This window comes from Alicyclobacillus sp. SP_1 (genome assembly GCF_024706985.1).
In the GTDB taxonomy this organism is placed as follows: domain Bacteria; phylum Bacillota; class Bacilli; order Alicyclobacillales; family Alicyclobacillaceae; genus Alicyclobacillus_I.
This window is the reverse complement of sequence record NZ_JAMCCX010000072.1, coordinates 20,385-39,764: the sequence shown is the minus strand read 5'-3', so window position 1 is coordinate 39,764 and position 19,380 is coordinate 20,385. Positions and strand designations below refer to the sequence as shown.

The window sequence follows — 19,380 nt, the reverse complement described above, 5'->3', positions numbered from 1 at the left end:
AGATGAACGACCGCAGTGGGCAGACGGACAACTCGAACGCAGACTTGCGGTCGCCGTTTATCTATCGTGAAGACGAGGCGTTGGAAAAGAAGTTTGATGGACGCCAGGTGCGCCGCCTGATGTCGTATCTGCGTCTGCATCCGCGACTGATTGTGTTTTCCCTTGTGGCGACGACGCTGGGAATTCTCGTGACACTCGCGGCTCCTTATTTAGTGGGTAAGGCCATCAATGTAGCAGTCGGTGACAAGCACCCGAATACACTGCTCGAGTACTGTGCCGTTCTGATTGTACTCTACGCTCTCAACTTTTTTGCGACGAGGTTTCGCATATACTACACCAACTTATTGGGCCAAAGCGTCATTCAGCACATCCGTGAACAGCTGTTCCATCACGTGCAGTTTCTCTCGTTGAAATTTTTTGATGAGCGTCCCGCTGGGTCGGTTCTGGTCCGCATCATGAACGACGTAAACTCGATGCAGGACCTCTTTACAAACGGCGTCATCAACACGATTACCAACCTCTTTACATTGGTTGGGATTATCATCATCATGCTCGTTCTCAATTGGAAGCTGGCCATACTGTGTATGATTGTGGTTCCATTCATGTTTCTCTTGTCTACGCGACTGACGATTCAAATTCGACGCTCTTGGCAGTTGGTGCGGCTACGTCTCTCCCGCATGAATGCTCACCTTGCAGAAAGCATTCAAGGTATGCGTGTGACCGAAGCCTACGCACGTCAAGCGGAGAATGAGGAATTTTTTCGTGGAGTGAATGGGGAGTACCGGCGGGTCTTTCTCGGAGCACAGAGGCGCAGCATTATGTTCGGTCCGCTCGTCGACTTGACAGGGGCCATCGGTTCTGCAGTTCTGTTTGGATACGGCGTGGTGGAGTTGAGAGCGGGCTTGGTGACCGTTGGACTATTGGTTGCATTCGCCAACTATCTCGGGAACTTTTGGACGCCGATTGCGCAGCTCGGTCAAGTCTACAACCAACTGCTGGTTGCGATGGCCTCGTCGGAACGCATCTTCCAGTACCTAGACACTGCGCAAACTGTGGCCGACTCGGACCAAGCCATAGCCCCCGAAACGATTGAGGGCCGTGTTGAGTTTCGCAACGTAACTTTTGCTTATGATTCGGGTAGACCAGCTTTGGATGACGTGAGCTTCTCCGTCACCCCCGGGCAAACAGTAGCTTTGGTTGGCCACACGGGCGCGGGGAAAAGTACCGTCATCAATCTCCTGTCGCGCTTCTACGATGTCACCGATGGGGCGGTTTTGGTCGATGGTCAGGACATTCGCTCCTTTACAGTAGAATCCTTGCGCTCGCGCATCGGCGTGGTGTTGCAGGACACGTTTATCTTCACCGGATCGATCCTCGACAACATCCGCTTCAGTCGGCCTGGCGCGACGGATGAGGAAGTGCGAGCAGCAGCTCGTGCGGTCCATGCGGATACTTTCATTGAAGCGTTGCCGCAAGGATATCACACGGAAGTTCGGGAGAGAGGTTCTTCGCTGTCGATGGGACAGCGCCAGTTGCTGTCCTTTGCCCGGGCGTTGTTGGCTGACCCAAGAATTCTCGTTTTGGACGAAGCGACTGCCAGCATTGACACGCAGACGGAAGAACTGATTCAGCGGGGGCTTGCGCGATTGCTCGCGGGTCGGACCGCGTTCGTTGTTGCGCACCGACTTTCGACCATCCGCCACGCAGACCAGATACTTGTCTTCGCTCAAGGGAAAATCGTGGAGCGTGGCAACCATGACAGTCTGTTGGCAGCACGCGGAGTGTATCGGGAACTGGTCGACGCGCAGTACCGGATGATGCGGGAAGACAGTGGAGTGGCCGTAGGACTGGAGTCGTGAGCTAGACATTTGGACGATTTCGTGAACAGGCCGGTAAGAAGTCCGTGGCAAGTCAGTGGGTCGGCAAGGAGTCGATGGAATGCCGTTCGTGTATCTCATTCTGGTCATCGTTCTGGCGTGGGCTTTAGGGTACCTGCTGTTTGTGGTTCCCACGCGATGGTTGAAAGTGGAACATGTGTCAATCCCACTGGGTCTTGGAGTGAAAATTTTTCAAATAAGCGACTTGCATGTGGAACGAAACCGAATTCGCTGGTACCAAGTAAAAGAGAAAATCGAGCAAGAAAAACCAGATTTACTCTGTCTGACAGGGGATTTTCTCGATACGCAAAGTTCCCTTCTTCGATTGGTCCCTGTGCTGCGCCTCCTGCAGAGCACGGGAGTTCCAATGTACGCGGTCTTTGGCAATCACGACTATCGGCTCGCGAATGTCGGTTCCTTAAAGGAGCTTCTGGAGGAGTATGGTGTGCGGGTTTTGAGGAACGAGACCGTACATCTCCCATCGTTTCAGTTGGTCGGTGTGGATGATTTTTGTACGGAACATCACGACGAGACTGCTTTCGATACGGTGCAGCGAGGAACTCCCGTCATTGTGATGACACACGACCCGACCGTGGTACTTGAGATGAAGCATTCATTCGACTATCTTTTTGCTGGACATCTTCACGGCAAACAATTCAACATTCCGTGGCTGTTTCAGTGGATGGACATGGGACCCTTGGCCGCGTCTGGAGTCTATCAGGGACTGCATGAGTGTCCACTCGGACTATTTTATATTTCCAAAGGAATAGGACAATCGGGTGTGAACTACCGTTTTTTTGTGCGTAGCGAAGTGACCGTGCATCATCTGTAGAAATGGACTATACTGGGAGACAATCTGCGGAGGTTCTTCGGGACCGCTGCCGCGAACGGAGTGATGTTTTATGGCGAACGTCCTTGTTGTGTGGAAAGTTAAGCGGAATTAGGTCGCAGGGACAGAAGTAGTTTGATGGATACTCCTGCGACCAACAGACAAGGGTCGAGGAGGTAAAGCGATTGGATTTGTATCGTTATGGCTGGGATGAGTCCTGGCAAGAAAAATGGGAAAAAGCAGAGGCTCCGGGTCTAGAACCAGCACGCGTTCTCGAGGTATCCGGCTCTGGATGGTATCGTCTGCAATGGGCGGTTGGCGAATGTGTGGGGACGGTGTCTGGACGATTTCGCCACCGGGTTCAGAGTCGCTCTGACTTTCCAGCAGTCGGTGATTGGGTGCTCGTTTCCGTACCCGGTGCATCGTTGGAAGAACTATCGCTGGAATTTACGTCCAATCTTGCTGCAGATGCCGCGATGATGGATAAGGTTGTCATTCGCGCTGTGCTGCCGCGGAGCAGCGCCTTTGTGCGCAAGGTGTCTGGAAGAGAATTTGAAGCGCAAGTGGTAGCTGCGAATGTGAATCGTGTCTTCATTGTCTGCTCCGCTACAGACGTGAATGCACGGCGATTGGAACGATATTTGGCCGTGGCGCATGAAAGTCAAGCGGTTCCCGTGGTTGTTGTTTCCAAAGTCGATTTGCTGGAGGATACCGGAAAAGAGGTACTCGAGTCGGTCCGGAACATCGGGCTGGGATGTGAAGTCTATGGAGTCAGTGTCACCAGTCGTGTTGGCCTAGACGAGCTTGTGCCGCATTTGTCGCCTGGTCAGACGATTGCTTTGCTTGGGTCTTCCGGTGCGGGTAAATCGACCTTGTTGAACTGTTTTATGGGTGATAATCTGCAACGCGTAGGAGAAACGCGCAAGCAAGATGGGCGAGGGCGCCACACGACGACTAGGAGAACCTTGTTTTTGCTTCCGGGGGGAGCCATGGTCATTGATACGCCCGGTATGCGTGAGCTTGCTCTGTGGGACGGAGAAGCCAACTTGGACGATGCCTTTGAAGACATCGCGCAATTAGCACAGGCTTGTACGTACCGTGATTGTCGACATACCGCAGAGCCCGGATGTGCGGTTCAGCAAGCGGTACAGCAAGGACAACTTAGCGACATGCGATTCAAAAACTACGTTAAGATGCTGGCGGAATTGGCATATGTTGCTCGAAAGCAAAATGCACAGCAGATGCAGGAAGAGCGTAATCGTTGGAAAAAGTTGACGAAAGAAGCTCGCCAACGGAGTCCGCGGCATCGATTACGGTGAGCACACAATCGGTGCAAGGTGTGGTGCATCTCTTGTTTTAACGCTTCTCCGACTGGGGCCCTGTGGCCCCAGTGCCACTCAGATTGATGAGTGGACCAGGAATGGAAAGAAAGGGTCGAATGGCAGTATAGTATGGCTCCTAGCGAGTGGTTTCATCCGGTATTCCTCGATAACAGCTGAATCACTCGACCCACTCCCATGAGAGTGCCACCTTGAAAGAAAGCGCCGCATAACAGAACGATTTCCGAACCCACATATACTCCTGTGGAATGAATCGAGCTTAATTGGATAAGGGAGGCGATGTTTGCCGTCAATTCTACAGCCATGACGAGAATGCCTAGGCCAAACAGAAAAGTTCCAACTTGAGACATGGATACAACCTCCTTATATGAAAATTGTATCAAAGTTCCTCATTATTGCCTAGTGACCGATTGTCCAAATGTGCCGGTGGCGTGCTATAGACGGTGAGCAGACGCGCCGAGTTCGTCGATAGAAATGAATGTACTGTTTCCCGTTTTTCGGTTCCTGCACTCTACTTGACCTGTTTCAACAGTTCTCTTACTAACCGTGATGCGGTCTGGTAATCCAAGTAGGTCAGCATCGATGAACTTGACGCCCGCATGTACATCACGATCGTCAAACAGTACATGGTCTGAGCCCAACGACTCGTATATTCGCTCTGCTGCTGCTATGACATCGGCATTTCGACCCACTGTAACCAAGTGATACGGAAAGGGTGCAATCGACTCAGGGAATACGATGCCTTTTGCATCGTGGTTTTCTTCGATAACGCAAGCGAGCATTCTGCTCATGCCAATTCCATAACATCCCATCCACAGAGGTTGCGAGGTGCCGTCCATTCCCGAAAAATTTGCGTGCATCGGCGACGTGTACTGGGTTCCTAATTGAAAGATATTTCCGGCCTCTATCGCTCGCGAAATTTCCAATGGGTTACCGCAATGTGGGCAGCTATCTCCCTGCTCGACCGACAGGATGTCCGCGAGTACATATTGTTTTGGATAGCTTTTGCCATACATTTCGAAAGAGTCATCTAACGCAATGGTTACCTGGTTTGATTCGCATTCGTACAAGTTTGGCCAGTTCGACTCCAGTGATAGGAACTGCTCCGCGCCGCCTTCAAGTGAGGGCGTTTTTCGTTGTTGTCGTTCGATAACAGGACTGCGCAGGAATGCCGTGATACAATGAGTACTGGGCTAAATGCGAGAGACGGGGATTGAGCATGAGGCGCAGGAGTTGCGGTTCCACCGACTCCACTTTTTCCGCGCGGTGATGTTGCGTTTCAAGTTAGAGAAGCTGGTGCAGGGAGTGTGCTTGAAGATGAATATTGAGACCATCGCCATGATTGGGTCCGGAGTGATGGGCCGTGGAATTGCACAGAGTGCGGCGGCTGCAGGATATCAGGTGCTACTCCATGACACCAGTCCAACTCAGTTGCAAACCGCATTGCAGGCCATTGAGGCGGACTTAGAAGAGGGTATTCGGCGTAACAAAGTGACGGAAGAAGAGAAACGGAGAGTGCTTCAGCGGATCGGCACAAGTGATTCGCTTCACGTTGCGGCGTCCGCCGACTTTGTCATCGAAGCAATACCGGAAATTTTGGAATGGAAGCAAGAACTCTTCGCACATTTAGACGCCATTTGCAAGGCCGACGCCATTCTGGCGACGAATACTTCAACGATGAGTCCGACTCAAATTGGAGCTGCGACAAAATCTCCGCATCGAGTGATTGCCATGCACTTTTTCAATCCCGTTCCGCGCATGAAGCTGGTAGAGATTGTCCGCGGACTAGATACGTCCGATGCGACGTATGAAGCCACCCGTCATGTTGCTGAACGCATGGGCAAAGAGACGGTTGAAGTGAACGAATACCCGGGTTTTATTACGAGTCGGATGAACTGTCTGATTGGCAACGAGGCCATGCGCATGTTGCAGGAAGGGGTAGCTAGTGCAGAAGACATTGACAAAGCCATCAAACTTGGATTGCATCATCCGATGGGGCCGCTAGAATTAGCGGATTTAGTTGGTTTGGACGCCAGGCTGAAAAACATGCAATATCTTTATGAGAAACTGGGAGAGACGTATCGACCTGCGCCGATTCTGGAGAAGTATGTGGCGGCTGGTAGACTTGGCCGAAAATCGGGACGCGGATTTTACGAGTATTGATAATCAAGCCTTCTTGTTTTGTGGTCCCGTGGCCCGGGCTGGATGCTACTCCAACGCGGGCGGGACCGCATTTGTAGATTGTATATCGAGTGGGACGATGCACCTTCTGACACTTGGGGTGGCGATGTTCGAGTACCTAATCTAATCCATCAACTGATGTTGCCAAAGTCGACAATCCGGTTAATGGTGTTCACGGACCAGCCGTATGCAAAGTCTTGGCCGAGTAAGACGTACGTATCTCGTTCGGTATGAGACTCTTGATTTTGTATGCTTTCTCGCTGCTGTTCAATCATTTTCTTGACGACCAGCAGCTGCAATTGGCCAATGCTTTGCTTTGCTGTCAAATCGTTCTCTTCTTCTTTGCGCTGCTCACTTTGTTCCTCCATATATCGCTCAATGTCCTCTTCTCGCTCGTGCCGATACGTGCGGCGAATGTGGAAGTACCGCTCGTCTTCACTGTCAATAAGCATGAGCGAGTGCCCCCGGTGGTCCATGAGAAAGCGGGACAGAAAGTACGAATTTTGGGAATATGCATTGTGTAGCAGCGAGTATTCACCTTCGAATGTGTGCGTCTTTGGATTGTAGCGGTTCAGCACGGTGTAGGCTTCGTCTTGTTCGCAAACTAGGATATTCGTGGCCGTATACATGTAAACCCCTCCACTTCCAGGCTCTGAAAAGCCCGTGAAATCGAAGATGTTGTCTTCAAATTAGCGAATACTCCCCCTCTTGGTCAAGCATGTTGCAGGAAACCAACGGCTCCAACAATTCGTCCGCCTGCTATACTGTGAAACCAGGTTCTCGGTTACAAACCGACGAGGCTTTCCATAGTTTATGTCGTTGGGTCAAGATGCTATCGCCTAAATTTTTTTGTGAAATTCGGCGGAAGGGGCTTGATGTGAAGGATTTCGCTGACTACAATAACGGTGTGGTTAGCACTCGATGCCATAGAGTGCTAACAAACTTGAGACTCTGTAAGGAGGTACCATCCCATGACGACTGCTACAAAAACCATCTTGCGCCCAATGGCGGATAGGGTTGTCGTGCGTCCGCTGAAGCGTGAGGAGAAGACGGCGGGCGGCCTCTATTTGCCGGAAAATGCAAAGGAAAAGCCGCAGGAGGCGGAGGTCATTGCAGTTGGGCCGGGGCGCTACGAGGAAGGCAAACGCCTGCCGATGGACGTGACTGTGGGCCAAAAGATTGTGTATTCCAAGTATTCAGGGACTGAAATTAAGTTGGACGGTGAAGAAGTCCTGATTCTGCGCGAGTCTGACATTCTAGCGATTGTCGAGTGAGACATTCACTAAAAGGGGGATTCCTGTATGGCGAAGGATATGAAATTTAGAGAAGATGCGCGGCGCGCCATGTTGCGCGGTGTGGATGCATTGGCTGATGCCGTGAAAGTGACTTTGGGGCCGAAAGGTCGCAATGTGGTGTTGGAAAAGAAGTTCGGTTCGCCCCTCATCACGAATGATGGCGTGACTATCGCAAAGGAAATTGAGTTGGAAGATTCGTTTGAGCGCATGGGTGCCCAATTGGTAAAAGAAGTTGCCACCAAAACAAATGACGTAGCGGGAGATGGAACGACGACTGCGACCGTACTTGCTCAATCCATGATTCGGGAGGGCTTGAAGAATGTTGCGGCGGGTGCCAATCCGATGGTTCTCAAACGGGGTATCGAAAAAGCAGTCAACGCGGCGGTGGACGAAATTAAGAAAATTTCCACACCGGTTCAAGGGCGTGAAAATATCTCGCAAGTTGCGTCCATCTCGGCGGGAGACGAAACCATCGGCGTCTTGATTGCCGATGCGATGGAGAAGGTTGGTAAAGACGGCGTCATTACCGTCGAAGAGTCGAAAGGATTTACCACAGAGTTAGAAGTCGTCGAAGGCATGCAGTTTGACCGCGGCTACATTTCTCCATATATGGTGACAGATTCCGATAAAATGGAAGCTGTTTTAGAAGACCCGTACATCCTCATTACTGATAAAAAAGTCAGCAATATTCAAGACCTCTTGCCAGTTCTCGAGCAGGTGGTCAAGGCGAGTAAGCCACTTCTACTGATTGCCGAAGATGTCGAAGGAGAGGCCCTCGCTACTCTCGTAGTCAACCGATTGCGCGGCACTTTGACTGCAGTAGCCGTAAAAGCCCCTGGATTTGGAGATCGGCGCAAGGCCATGCTCCAAGATATCGCCATTTTGACACAAGCAGAAGTCATCAGTGATGAACTCGGCCTGGAATTGAAAAATACCCAGTTGTCACAACTAGGACGGGCGCGTCAGGTGAAAGTTGCAAAGGAGAACACCATCCTCGTCGATGGCGCAGGGAAAAAGTCCGAGATTGAAGCGCGCATCAAGCAAATCAAGGCTCAAATTGAGGAGACCACGTCCGATTTCGACCGCGAGAAGTTGCAGGAGCGCTTGGCAAAATTGTCGGGTGGTGTGGCGGTCATCAAGGTGGGTGCAGCTACGGAGACTGAATTGAAAGAGCGCAAATTGCGCATTGAAGACGCCCTGAATGCGACTCGGGCCGCCGTAGAAGAAGGTATTGTGGCAGGCGGAGGCACAGCCTTCATTCAGGTGATTCCCGCACTTGAGAAGGTTTCCGTCAGCGGCGATGAATTGACCGGCGTTCAGCTGGTCCGCAAGGCGCTAGAGGCGCCGGTACGGCAGATTGCGGACAACGCGGGCGTCGAAGGCTCCATCATTGTCGAGCGGCTGAAAAAAGAGTCCGCCAATGTGGGCTACAACGCTGCAACCGATGAGTGGGTCAATATGCTGTCCGCGGGCATTGTGGACCCGGCGAAAGTCACCCGTACCGCTCTCCAAAATGCGGCGAGTGTGTCGGCACTCTTCCTTACGACAGAGGCGGTAGTGGCCGATAAGCCGGAAAAAGAAAAGTCACCCGCAGGCGGTGCTGGTATGGGTGATATGGATTATTGATGGGCATCCCTCGCTCAAGCTGCAGAGGCAAACGCTAAGTAACACTTACGACAAGTGGGAGTTCCCGGAGTGGGGCTCCCACTTGTCGTACTGCCGACGGGCATAGGTCGCGATGCGGTTTCAACACGGCTGGGAATCCTCTATGATGGACAGTGGAAGCACATGGTCCCGCCTCTGCTCCAATATGTGGTCCGCACGGGTGTCGCACCAGGCTTTTCATGCAAATGTCCATGCAGCAGAATGAATTGGGAGGATGATGAGGGTGACCCAAAGTGCCTTGTTGGTGATGGATGTACAGCGCGGTATCGTCGAGCGCTATGCGACTTCTGCAAATGTTTTAAAGCCGTTTCAGACAGCCATTGACGCCGCTCGAGGCGTGAACATGCCCATCGTGTATGTGCGCGTGGCGTTTCGCGCGGGATATCCGGAAGTGAGTCCCAACAACCGCTCCTTTTCGGCTATTGCTGGTCAAGGTGGATTCACCGAGTTGGACGACGCCACGTCAATTCACCCAGCCGTTGCTCCAGAACCTGGTGACATCATGGTTGTAAAGCGCCGCGTCAGTGCCTTTTCCGGGAGCGACCTCGACGTCGTACTGCGCGCTCTGCAAGTCGATACACTCGTTCTCACAGGGATTGCAACGAGTGGCGTGGTCCTGTCGACGCTTCGTCAAGCGGCCGATCTCGATTACCACCTAAAGGTTCTCTCAGACGCTTGCTTAGATGGCGATCCGGAAGTACACGCGGTGCTCACTCAAAAAGTTTTCCCGCGTCAAGCTGAAGTACTGACATCCGACGCTTTTGCAGAGGCGGTTCGCCGTGAACATTGACTATCTCGAAGACCAACACATGTTTCATCTCCAGACGAAGCACATGTCCTACCTTTTGCGAGTTGTTCGAGGGAATCAGTTGGCCCACTGCTATTGGGGGCCGCGGTTGGAAACCAGCGCGTTGGACTACTTGCCACAATACATACACCGTGGCAGTTTTTCGCCCAACCCCCTTCCAGAGGACACAAACCTCAGCTACGACCAGTTGCCGCGCGAGTTTCCTGGCTATGGCGACACGGACTTTCGAAGTCCGGCACTCGAGGTGGAGTTTGCGGATGGGTCGAGTGTGACTCATCTCGAGTTTGTAGGTTATCGCATTCATCGCGGTAAGCCGAAACTCACCGGACTGCCTGCGACGTATGTTGAGACGAACGAGGACGCGGTTTCTCTCGAGGTCGATTTGGTCGATCCGGTCAGTCAACTGTCGGCCACTCTTCTGTATACGGTTTTTACGGAGCATGATGTACTCGTTCGTTCCGTCTCCGTGCAAAACGGTGGTGCGGAGCCAGTCCTTCTTCGCCGCATTCTGTCCGCATCGGTTGATTTCCCAGACTCTGCGTATGACCTCATTCAGTTGTCCGGAACGTGGGGGCGGGAGCGGGACGTTGTCACTCGCCGCTTGGTACCCGGTACGCAGTCTATTGAAAGCCGGCGTGGAGCCAGTAGCCATCAGCAAAATCCATTTTTCGCGTTGGCTGAATCGGGAACAACTTTGCGGCATGGGCAAGTGTTCGCGTTCAATCTGGTTTACAGCGGAAGCTTTCTGGCGAGTGTTGAAGTCGATGCGTTTGCCCAGGCTCGGGCGCAAATCGGGATCAACCCATTTGACTTTCACTGGTACTTGGAACCGGGGGAGACTTTTCAAGCACCGGAATGCGTGATGGTGGAGAGCAGTGATGGTTTGACGGGAATGGCTCAGGCGTTTCACCGCTTCTACCGCAAACACTTGTTGCGGGGAACCCATCGTGACACGGAACGGCCTATTTTGGTAAATAATTGGGAAGCGACGTATTTTCAGTTCGATGAGGACACATTGCTAGACCTAGCTGGAGTTGCTGCAGAGGTTGGTGCGGAACTGTTCGTACTCGACGATGGCTGGTTTGGAAAGCGCGACTCCGACCGTAGCTCGCTCGGCGACTGGGATGTCAATCTCGAAAAATTGCCGAATGGGATTGTTGGGTTGGCTGAACGCGTGCATGGGCTTGGTATGAAGTTTGGCCTGTGGTTTGAGCCCGAGATGGTGTCTCCCGACAGCGCCTTGTACCGGGCGCATCCGGAGTGGACGTTACAGGTGCAGAACCGCCCACAGTCGGAAGGACGGCATCAGTTGGTGCTCGACCTCAGCCGACCCGATGTCTGTGACCATTTAATTGAGCGCGTTGGAAACGTGCTCGCGAGCGGACCGATTGATTATGTGAAGTGGGATATGAATCGCCATATGACCGAGGTGGGGTCCTTGGCATTGCCTGCACATCGCCAGCGTGAGACGGCTCACCGATACATGCTCGGCCTCTATCGGGTCCTCGAGACGCTGACCGAGCGATTTCCGCATGTTTTAATGGAGAGCTGTTCAGGCGGAGGTGGTCGCTTTGACCCGGGGATGCTCTACTACATGCCGCAAACGTGGACCAGTGACAACACCGATGCGGTGGCACGCCTGCGCATTCAGTATGGAACGAGTTTGGTGTATCCAGCGGTGACGGCGGGGGCGCATGTATCGGCGGTGCCCAATCACCAGGTGGGTCGCATGACCGATTTGAGGACGCGAGCCCACGTGGCGATGGCCGGAAATTTTGGCTACGAGTTGGATTTGACCGCACTGCCAAAGTCCGATTTGAGGGAAATTCGGTCGCAGATTGAGTGGTACAAGACAATTCGCCCTGTGGTTCAGTTTGGAGACTACTATCCACTGAAGAGCCCTTTTGAGGGTGAGGGCAACGACTCCGCGTGGATGTATCTGTCCACAGACGGGCGCGTCGGCGTGGTGACGTACGTTCACGTGTTGGCGATTGCTAACGATGCTGCGCGGCGTCTCTGCCTGACCGCACTCGAGCGCGAGGCCCGCTATCGGTTAGAGGAGATGGACGGGGCGAGCGTCGTTCGGTCCGGGTCAGAACTGATGCAAATTGGCATCTTGCTGCCGGTGGTGCGTGGGGACTTCCAAAGCTGGATGTGGCGGCTTGAGCGTTTGGACGAAACTCGGGGAGAGTGACGGCATTGTTCACTAAGTATTGGACGTATCAAGAGATGTGGGACGCGCTGAATACGTGGCAAAGAACGTATTCGCAGTGGATGAGCGTCGAGGTTATTGGACAGAGCCGTCAAGGGCGAGACATTGCTGCGGTCACTTTGACCCATCGAGAGACTGGCCGCCCGGAAGACAAGTCGGCCGTGTTTGTCGATGCCAACATTCATGCGGGCGAAGTGGCAACAAACGCGGTTGCGATGTACTGGATGTCTTGGTGTCTCGAAAACTATGGGCGGGACCCAGAGGCAACCACGCTTCTCGACCAGCACACAGTCTACGTGGTGCCGCGCATTGCCGTGGATGGCGCTGAAGAATACCTGACCACACCGAGCCGCTATCGGTCGAGTTCGCACACGTATCCGTATTCAGAACCTCCAGAAGGCTATGTTCCTGAAGACGTTGACGGCGATGGACACATCCGTCTCCTGCGCGTAGAGGCCGAAGATGGAGGCTTTGCGGTAGACAGCGAGCGGCCAGACGTCATGCGGCCACGCAAGCCGGGCGAAATCGGCGGGACTTATTATCACGTGTTTCCCGAAGGTAGAGTCGACCGCCGTTCGCAAACAGGTAACTTTCCTGCCTTCGCTAAAGCCAGCCGAGCGAGGCGTTCCGAAATGGACTTCAATCGCAATTTTCCAATTCGCTGGGCGGGCGAGTCAGGACAGCCTGGTGCTGGACCTTATCCACTTTCTGAACCAGAGCTGCGCGCTTTAGCCGAGTTTCTTATGAAGCGTCGCAATGTGGCAGCGTATGCAGCTGTGCATACGTCAGGAGGGGTGATTTTGAGGCAACCGTCGACGGGGGGCGATACGGTTTTGTCGCAGATGGATCGCCACCTCTTCAGTCGCATGGCCGAGATGGGGGCTGAAGTCAGCGGGTATTTTGCCGGGTCGAACTATGATGTCTTTGCGACGGGCCATGAACAAGTACTGATGCCGGGCGCGGCAGACGATTGGATGTACGACCATCACGGGGTGCTTAGTTTCACGATTGAGGTGTGGGATGTGGCGAAACGGGCTGGAGCGCGTAGCTACGGGGAGCTGGGCATGCGGAAAATGATGGCTCTGACGCCCGCAGAGCGGATGGAGGATGAGCGCAAAATACACGACTGGGCGATGCGAGAAGCTTCTCCGGATGCCGTACTCTCCTGGAAGCCGTTTGAGCATCCGGACTTCGGCTCTGTGGAGGTAGGCGGCATGGACACGAAATTTGTCGTGCAGAACCCACCACTCGCATTTCTTGAAGAGGAATGTCGTGGCGTGACTGCGTTTTTGACGAAACTGGGGTTGTCTACGCCCGTCTTGACCATTCCGTCGATCACGGTCGAGTCGCTCGACCACCATCTGTTCCGTCTGGTGGCGGAGGTGTCGAATGCTGGATTTCTGCCTACGTCGAGTACTGAGAAAGGGAAGTCGCTCTTGCTCGAAGGGATTCGAGCGCATCTCGAAGGGGACGTGGAGATGGTGTCCGGTCAAACTCCCGTGATTATCGGCCACCTGGATGGATATGGGAGTCAACGGACTTATGCACCCAACCACCCGCAACGCGGTCATGTGGAGTGGGTCTTTCGGGCAGCAAGGGGCAGTCAGGTACGTGTGATGTTTGAAGGGGGACGGGCAGGAAGCGTGCAAACCTTCGTCACGCTCCCGGACTGACCCAAACTCTGCGTGGCGGCGCGGCGGTCGACCACTCGGAGTGGAATCATTGGGGCATGGATAAGGGCTGGTGCAAAAATCCTACAAGGCGCCAGCCAGCAAACCCCAAAAGAAAGAGTGCTCCAATGATGAACCCGATGCGCACGTTGCGGCGCGTGGTTTTGCCTTTGACTGGCTCCAACTTAGTTCCCCCGCTTTGTCGGCAAATGGCAGTCAATCTCGTTTCAAGAAGTCAACACGGGACGACCGCGATATGTCTAAGATGCCAACCGAGTGAAGGATTCATGCGTCGGCAGCGCCGTCCGCCGCCGTGGATATCCAGTTTGTTTGCTCTCTGCAGGACTCTTCGTGAATGAGGTCAAACAGTCTCTGTGCAAACTCGGGACGAAGTTGGTGAGCGGATGCCAGTTCCCGGAAGTGCCTGGCGACTGCTTCCGCGCGATGGCTTTGAACCACACTGAAGCCGCTTTGTCTCTTGAGTTTTGCGATTAAGCGCACGCAGTGGGCTCGACGGCGCAAGCAGTCCATCAATTGTTCGTCTAATTCATCGATTTGATGCCGGTAAAGTTCCATGGTTGAAGATGTGTCGTTCATGCGTTTTTCTCCTCCTCCTAGTTATCTGGGAATGTGAACCGGCCCGTCTTCTTCTGAATGCAAAGCAGCCTCGTCCATAGGGACGAGGCTGCTCGCGGTACCACCCTAAAGGAGAGGTCGATTCTGCCTTCTTTTCCAATAAGGCGCTCTTTCTACAAAAGAAAACTCGCCCCACATAGGGACGAGTTTTCTCGCGGTACCACCCTAAAGGAAAGGCATAAGCCTCTCACTTCATTCAGATAACGGTACATCTCAGACGATATCCGAGATGCCGGCATAGGCTACTATTGGTTCACCCAGCGGCTCCAGAGTGAACTTCGGCAACAGCATGCCATCGGCTCGCACCGTCCGCCGACTCTCTGAGTGGATGCTGAAACGTACTCTCTCTGTCATAGCCGTTTTCTATTGAATTTTCTCACACTTTACACCGACTGTCTTCGACCGTCAAGAGGCAAATGCCCAATCTTCAAAATCTCGATGGCGCTTTGTTAGGCGCTTCGACTTTCATCTTGGCATTCGCAAGTGTAGAGTAAAATGTATCGCGACTTTGGAGGGGGTTTAGCATGAAAGTCTTGTTCATTGGCGGTACTGGTCTCATTAGTCAAGCCGTGTCTCGTCTGGCGGTGGAAAACAAAGTGGAGTTATTTCTGCTCAATCGCGGGCAACACACTGTTTTTGCTCCCGAGGGGGTCCAGCAAATTCGGGCGGATATTCGTGATGTGGATAGGTGTCAAGTTGTCCTCAAGGAGCATCAGTTTGACGTCGTTGTGGACTGGATTGCGTATACCAAGGAGCACGTGGAAGCGGACCTTCAACTGTTTCGCGGGAAGGTGGGTCAATACATATTTATCAGCAGTGCATCTGCATATCAAAAACCGCCCACACACTATTTGGTGACCGAGTCCACGCCGCTTGCGAATCCATTCTGGAAGTACTCGAGAGATAAAATCGCTTGCGAAGAACATCTGATGCAAGCTTATCGCGTGATGGGATTTCCCGTCACCGTTGTGCGACCCTCGTTTACGTACGGTAACACGATGATTCCTGCCGCTCTGAATAGCTCGAAGCATCCGTGGTCCTTGGTGCAGCGGATGAAGCAGGGGTTAAAAACGGTCATTCATGGAGATGGAACGTCGCTTTGGACCATGACTCACAATACCGATTTCGCACGGGGTTTTCTGGGGTTGATGGGCAATGCTCTAGCCGTTGGCCATGCGTTTCACATCACGTCAGACGAAGTCTTAAATTGGAATCAAATTCATGAAACCATTGCAGCGGCAGCTGGAGTGGAGGCAACTACGCTGCACATTGCCTCCGAATTCATCGCCGAACAGATTCCCGAGTTGCGAGGCGGGCTACTCGGTGACAAGTCTATCAGTTATGTCTTTGACAACAGTAAAATTAAAAAATTCGTGCCTGGGTTTCAAGCGACGGTTTCCTTTGCAGAGGGGATGCGCCGAACGCTCCAGTGGTTTTTGGAACAGCCGGAATATCAGGTGACGGACGAGGAATGGAATCACCAGATGGACAGTCTGATTGCCGCCTATGAATCGCGCTCGCAAAACAGAGTATAGTGGCGACCGCACGTTCGACAAGACACGGGCGAGTACGCTCGCCTTCGATTCATGGCAGAGGAGAGATGATTCATGAAAGTGCTGTTTGAACGCAATGTTGCGTGCACCATGCGAGATGGCGTAACGCTTCGGGCGAATCTGTTTCGTCCCGAAGAAGGGGACGGTTACCCGGTTGTGCTCACGCGCCTACCGTATGGCAAAGATACTTCTTTCGCGTATTTGTTGCTCGACCCGGTCCGGCTCGCGGAAGCAGGCTATATGGTCGTGATTCAAGATGTGCGCGGCTGTTTCGCTTCGGAGGGCGTGTATGGCGGATTTTATCAAGAGTTCGACGATGGCTATGATACCGTCGAGTGGGCATCGAAATTACCGGGATCGAACGGAAAGGTTGGCATGTACGGCGCTTCCTACTTTGGGTTCACGCAGTGGGCGGCTGCAGTCTCTGGCCATCCTGCGCTAACGACGGTCGCGCCAACGGTCCCCCTGGACGACCCGTGGGATGGAGTGACCTTTCGCGGCGGTGCGTTGGAGTGGGGAACCATGGCATCATGGTACCTGACTGCGCTGGCGCTGCCGCAATTGGCCAGGTTGCGCGGCCGAGAGCCAGGATTTCCACTCGAATTCGTGCAACTCGTCAACGATGCTGACCGGCTTTCTCACGAGGGCTATTATCAGTTGCCACTGTCCGAGTTCGCTCCTCTTCGTCGGACGGGGCTTCTGCCCGACTTTTTTGAGGAGATGACGAGCAATACCGATGTGCGCCACCGGAATCGGCTCAATATTCGCCCACATTACGCCACAATGAACGTCAGCGCGTCTCTCACGGGGGGATGGTATGACGTGTTTTTACACCCGACCCTCGTCAGTTACGAGAGTCTTAAAGCGGCAGGCAAGAAAGTCCGCTTAACTCTGGGGCCGTGGACTCACGGAAATCAGGGAAGTGCGGTCGGGGATTTGGACTTTGGGATGGCCGCGAACAGTGCTTTGCTCAATTTAAAAGAGGACCCCACTCTGCGGCATCAGCGTTGGTTTGATGAGGAGTTAAAGGGCGTGGGTCGAGGTCTGGAAGCCGAACCGCCGGTAGAGATTTTTGTGATGGGAATCAATCGTTGGCGATTGGCGAGTGAGTGGCCGCTTCCCAACACGGAGTATCGACCGTGGTATCTCCACAGCCAGGGCAATGCGAGCACGCGCAGCGGAGATGGCACGCTGTCTGAAGTCCCGCCGACTGCAGAGCCCGCCGATGAGTACGTCTATAATCCGGCCGATCCGGTCAAGACGCTTGGCGGCAATGTCTTAATGACGGCTGCCTACCCGGCTGGACCGAAGGAACAGACCGAAACAGAAATGCGCGAGGACGTGTTGGTCTTCACCTCGGAACCGTTCGCGGAGCCAGTGGAAGTGACAGGCCCAATTGTTGCTAAGTTGTGGGTGCAAAGTTCGGCGAAAGATACAGACTTTGTTGTTCGTTTGACGGATGTTCATCCGGATGGAAGTTCTTACAATTTGGCGGATGGAATTGTGCGCATGCGCCATCGCCAAGGGCAGGATTCCGTTGCGTGGATGAACCCGCATGAAGTCTACGAGATTCTCGTCGACTTGTGGGCAACGAGCAACGTTTTTCTTGCTGGACATCGGGTCCGCGTCCAAGTGACCAGCAGTTGCTTTCCGCGCTGGAATCGCAATTTGAACACCGGGGAGTCCAACGAGACCACGGCGGAGTTTATCACGGCGACGCAGCGCGTGCTGCACGACTCGGATCATCCGTCGCACCTGATACTCCCGGTCGTACCGTTAGCATAGTCTCCCCCGAATCGAGCGGCATCGGACTGAGTGGTCATGACGTGCCTGCTGGTCAGCCGAGACGGTCTGTTGCCGAGGACGCCGATGATGGAAAAGATGCGGTTCGGGAGGAGGGAAGATATGCAGAAACCGTTTGACAAAGATGGGTTCCCTGCACGTATCGGCCCTGTTTCATACCTGGGCTTAGCGTTTACGTCGCAAACCGGCATGTCCTTTGTTCAACAAGGTTTAGTCATTCTGGGGACGTTTTTGTTAGCAGTGTATCACTTGAGCCTGACCGAACTCGGCTTTGTGACGACGGCGCTGTCTCTTGGTGTCATGTGTAGCATGGTGTTTGCCGGCATTGCGGTAGACCGTTTGGGACCAAGAGTGGTGCTGTTCTATGGCACACTGTTGATGGCCCTCTTTGGCCTCATGTTGACGCAGGTACATTCGTTTGACATTCTTCTCTTGACGTTGTTTTTCGTCGGAGTGAGTTTGGCGATTGTTCCTGCAGCCGGCACAAAGGCAGTCTTTACAGCATTTTCGAATCGTCCGCGCGGCCTTGTCATGGGGATTCGGCAGACGGGCGTTCCTGTAGGGGCAGCTCTGGCAGCATGGCTACTGCCACAAATGGTGCCACACGTGGGATTGAACCTCACCTACGTCGTGTTTGCTCTGGAACTGCTGGTCGTTGGCTTTGCGTTTTCTTTATTCATTCCGCATTTTCAACGCGCGGCCGCCAAGTCTCTACGTGTCCGCCTGGAGAAAAAGCACTGGCGCCTCCTGGCTCGGCCTGTCGGCGTAGCGTTCTTGATGGTGTCGGGTCAGTACATCCTGCTGACTTATTCCATCGTGGACCTCCATCGTCAGCATCATTTGAGCTTGGCGACGGCCGGAATCATTCTCGCCGTCAGCCAGCTTGGAGGTGGAGTAGGTCGCATTTTGCTCGGCCAAATCAGCGACCGGATGGGGCAGGCGCGAGCTCCAGTGCTGGCTATTGCGGGCACGGTTGCCGCCGCACTCGCGCTGGTCATTGGCTTTCTGCCTGTCCATGTACCGGTTTTCTTGCTATTTGTCCTGTGGACCGTTTTCGGGTTTGGTGCAGTAGGTTGGAACGCTCTTGCTTTAACATGGGCGGGCGAGACAGTCCCGCCTTCGCATAGCGGAATGGCCATGAGCCTCACGGGTTCCGTTGTATTTTTAGGGTCTTCCGTCTTTCCGCCGCTGTTTGGCTGGATTGTGGATACGTCTCATCATTTCGCATTTGGGTGGTGGATGTTGTCTTTGGTTTTAGGGGTGGCTGCATCGCTCAGTTGGTTTGCGGCGATACAGGGGAAGAAAGATTCACTTGGTTGAGACCTGGAGGAACTAAGGCTGCCGTTCAAAATTTCATCGAGCACTAAATGCGAGCTCAAACTGTGAGTGTCCAATTCACAAAGTCATCCAAACAGACAATTCCAAACATTCCTCCAGGTCTCGCTGTCACTATATGCAGGAATGACCCATAGAAGTACCATTCGGCCATAACTAAGTTTGTGCAGCACAGA

General features: G+C 53.5%; 17 protein-coding genes and 1 other annotated feature. Of the genes, 12 read left to right on the top strand and 5 right to left on the bottom strand.

Annotated elements, in window-relative coordinates:
• Nucleotides 1–2 precede the first annotated feature (2 nt).
• From M4I36_RS14270 to rsgA, 3 genes are all read left to right on the top strand, one after another.
• Entirely contained in the window at nucleotides 3–1,859 is a 1,857-nt protein-coding gene (locus M4I36_RS14270; RefSeq protein ID WP_258112512.1) for an ABC transporter ATP-binding protein, read from the top strand.
• A gap of 79 nt (nucleotides 1,860–1,938) precedes the next feature.
• Entirely contained in the window at nucleotides 1,939–2,709 is a 771-nt protein-coding gene (locus tag M4I36_RS14265) for a metallophosphoesterase (RefSeq protein ID WP_258112421.1), read from the top strand.
• A 182-nt stretch (nucleotides 2,710–2,891) separates the two neighbouring features.
• Complete coding sequence (rsgA, locus tag M4I36_RS14260; protein ID WP_258112420.1) at nucleotides 2,892–4,025, top strand: ribosome small subunit-dependent GTPase A; 1,134 nt, start codon at nucleotides 2,892–2,894, stop codon at nucleotides 4,023–4,025.
• Nucleotides 4,026–4,177: 152 nt separating this feature from the next.
• Here rsgA and M4I36_RS14255 read toward each other — a convergent pair whose 3' ends face one another.
• Both M4I36_RS14255 and M4I36_RS14250 read right to left on the bottom strand, forming a co-directional pair.
• Nucleotides 4,178–4,396 carry a hypothetical protein gene (locus M4I36_RS14255; RefSeq protein ID WP_258112419.1) on the bottom strand — a complete coding sequence of 73 codons (219 nt, stop codon included), beginning with the start codon at nucleotides 4,394–4,396 and terminating at the stop codon, nucleotides 4,178–4,180.
• An 84-nt stretch (nucleotides 4,397–4,480) separates the two neighbouring features.
• A complete protein-coding gene (locus M4I36_RS14250) occupies nucleotides 4,481–5,062 on the bottom strand; it encodes a His/Gly/Thr/Pro-type tRNA ligase C-terminal domain-containing protein (protein WP_258112418.1) in 582 nt (193 codons plus the stop codon).
• A gap of 301 nt (nucleotides 5,063–5,363) precedes the next feature.
• On the opposite strand from M4I36_RS14250, the gene M4I36_RS14245 reads away from it, so the two are divergent.
• Nucleotides 5,364–6,209, top strand: a complete 846-nt coding sequence (locus M4I36_RS14245) for a 3-hydroxyacyl-CoA dehydrogenase family protein (RefSeq protein ID WP_258112511.1) — start codon at nucleotides 5,364–5,366, stop codon at nucleotides 6,207–6,209.
• Nucleotides 6,210–6,358: 149 nt separating this feature from the next.
• On the opposite strand, the gene M4I36_RS14240 is transcribed toward M4I36_RS14245, so the two are convergent.
• Complete coding sequence (locus tag M4I36_RS14240) at nucleotides 6,359–6,856, bottom strand: hypothetical protein (RefSeq protein WP_258112417.1); 498 nt, start codon at nucleotides 6,854–6,856, stop codon at nucleotides 6,359–6,361.
• 363 nt (nucleotides 6,857–7,219) lie between these two features.
• Here M4I36_RS14240 and groES point away from each other — a divergent pair, with 363 nt between their 5' ends.
• From groES to M4I36_RS14215, 5 genes are all read left to right on the top strand, one after another.
• Nucleotides 7,220–7,501, top strand: a complete 282-nt coding sequence (gene groES, locus M4I36_RS14235; protein ID WP_483860619.1) for a co-chaperone GroES — start codon at nucleotides 7,220–7,222, stop codon at nucleotides 7,499–7,501.
• A gap of 27 nt (nucleotides 7,502–7,528) precedes the next feature.
• Entirely contained in the window at nucleotides 7,529–9,148 is a 1,620-nt protein-coding gene (groL, locus tag M4I36_RS14230; RefSeq protein WP_258112415.1) for a chaperonin GroEL, read from the top strand.
• 256 nt (nucleotides 9,149–9,404) lie between these two features.
• Nucleotides 9,405–9,977, top strand: a complete 573-nt coding sequence (locus M4I36_RS14225) for a cysteine hydrolase family protein (RefSeq protein WP_308661313.1) — start codon at nucleotides 9,405–9,407, stop codon at nucleotides 9,975–9,977.
• Nucleotides 9,967–12,189: an alpha-galactosidase gene (locus M4I36_RS14220; protein WP_374986332.1), complete on the top strand. Its 2,223-nt coding sequence runs from the start codon at nucleotides 9,967–9,969 to the stop codon at nucleotides 12,187–12,189. Before M4I36_RS14225 ends, M4I36_RS14220 begins: the two co-directional genes overlap by 11 nt.
• 5 nt (nucleotides 12,190–12,194) lie before the next feature.
• Nucleotides 12,195–13,880 (top strand): M14 family metallopeptidase, encoded by a 1,686-nt coding sequence (locus M4I36_RS14215; protein ID WP_258112413.1) that lies wholly within the window; start codon nucleotides 12,195–12,197, stop codon nucleotides 13,878–13,880.
• 46 nt (nucleotides 13,881–13,926) lie between these two features.
• Here the strand turns inward: M4I36_RS14215 and M4I36_RS14210 are convergent, their stop codons facing one another.
• On the bottom strand, nucleotides 13,927–14,061 hold the full coding sequence (locus M4I36_RS14210) for a hypothetical protein (protein WP_258112412.1): 135 nt from the start codon (nucleotides 14,059–14,061) through the stop codon (nucleotides 13,927–13,929).
• Between the two features lie 101 nt (nucleotides 14,062–14,162).
• Nucleotides 14,163–14,474 (bottom strand): chorismate mutase, encoded by a 312-nt coding sequence (locus M4I36_RS14205; protein WP_258112411.1) that lies wholly within the window; start codon nucleotides 14,472–14,474, stop codon nucleotides 14,163–14,165.
• A 174-nt stretch (nucleotides 14,475–14,648) separates the two neighbouring features.
• Nucleotides 14,649–14,876 (bottom strand) — a binding site (T-box leader).
• Between the two features lie 161 nt (nucleotides 14,877–15,037).
• Between M4I36_RS14205 and M4I36_RS14200 the strand changes: the two genes are divergently transcribed.
• The 3 genes from M4I36_RS14200 to M4I36_RS14190 all read left to right on the top strand — a co-directional run bounded on the left by M4I36_RS14200 (nucleotide 15,038) and on the right by M4I36_RS14190 (nucleotide 19,189).
• Nucleotides 15,038–16,048 carry an SDR family oxidoreductase gene (locus M4I36_RS14200; protein WP_258112410.1) on the top strand — a complete coding sequence of 337 codons (1,011 nt, stop codon included), beginning with the start codon at nucleotides 15,038–15,040 and terminating at the stop codon, nucleotides 16,046–16,048.
• A 72-nt stretch (nucleotides 16,049–16,120) separates the two neighbouring features.
• Entirely contained in the window at nucleotides 16,121–17,851 is a 1,731-nt protein-coding gene (locus M4I36_RS14195; protein ID WP_258112409.1) for a CocE/NonD family hydrolase, read from the top strand.
• A 120-nt stretch (nucleotides 17,852–17,971) separates the two neighbouring features.
• Nucleotides 17,972–19,189: an MFS transporter gene (locus M4I36_RS14190; RefSeq protein WP_258112408.1), complete on the top strand. Its 1,218-nt coding sequence runs from the start codon at nucleotides 17,972–17,974 to the stop codon at nucleotides 19,187–19,189.
• Nucleotides 19,190–19,380: the final 191 nt, after the last annotated feature.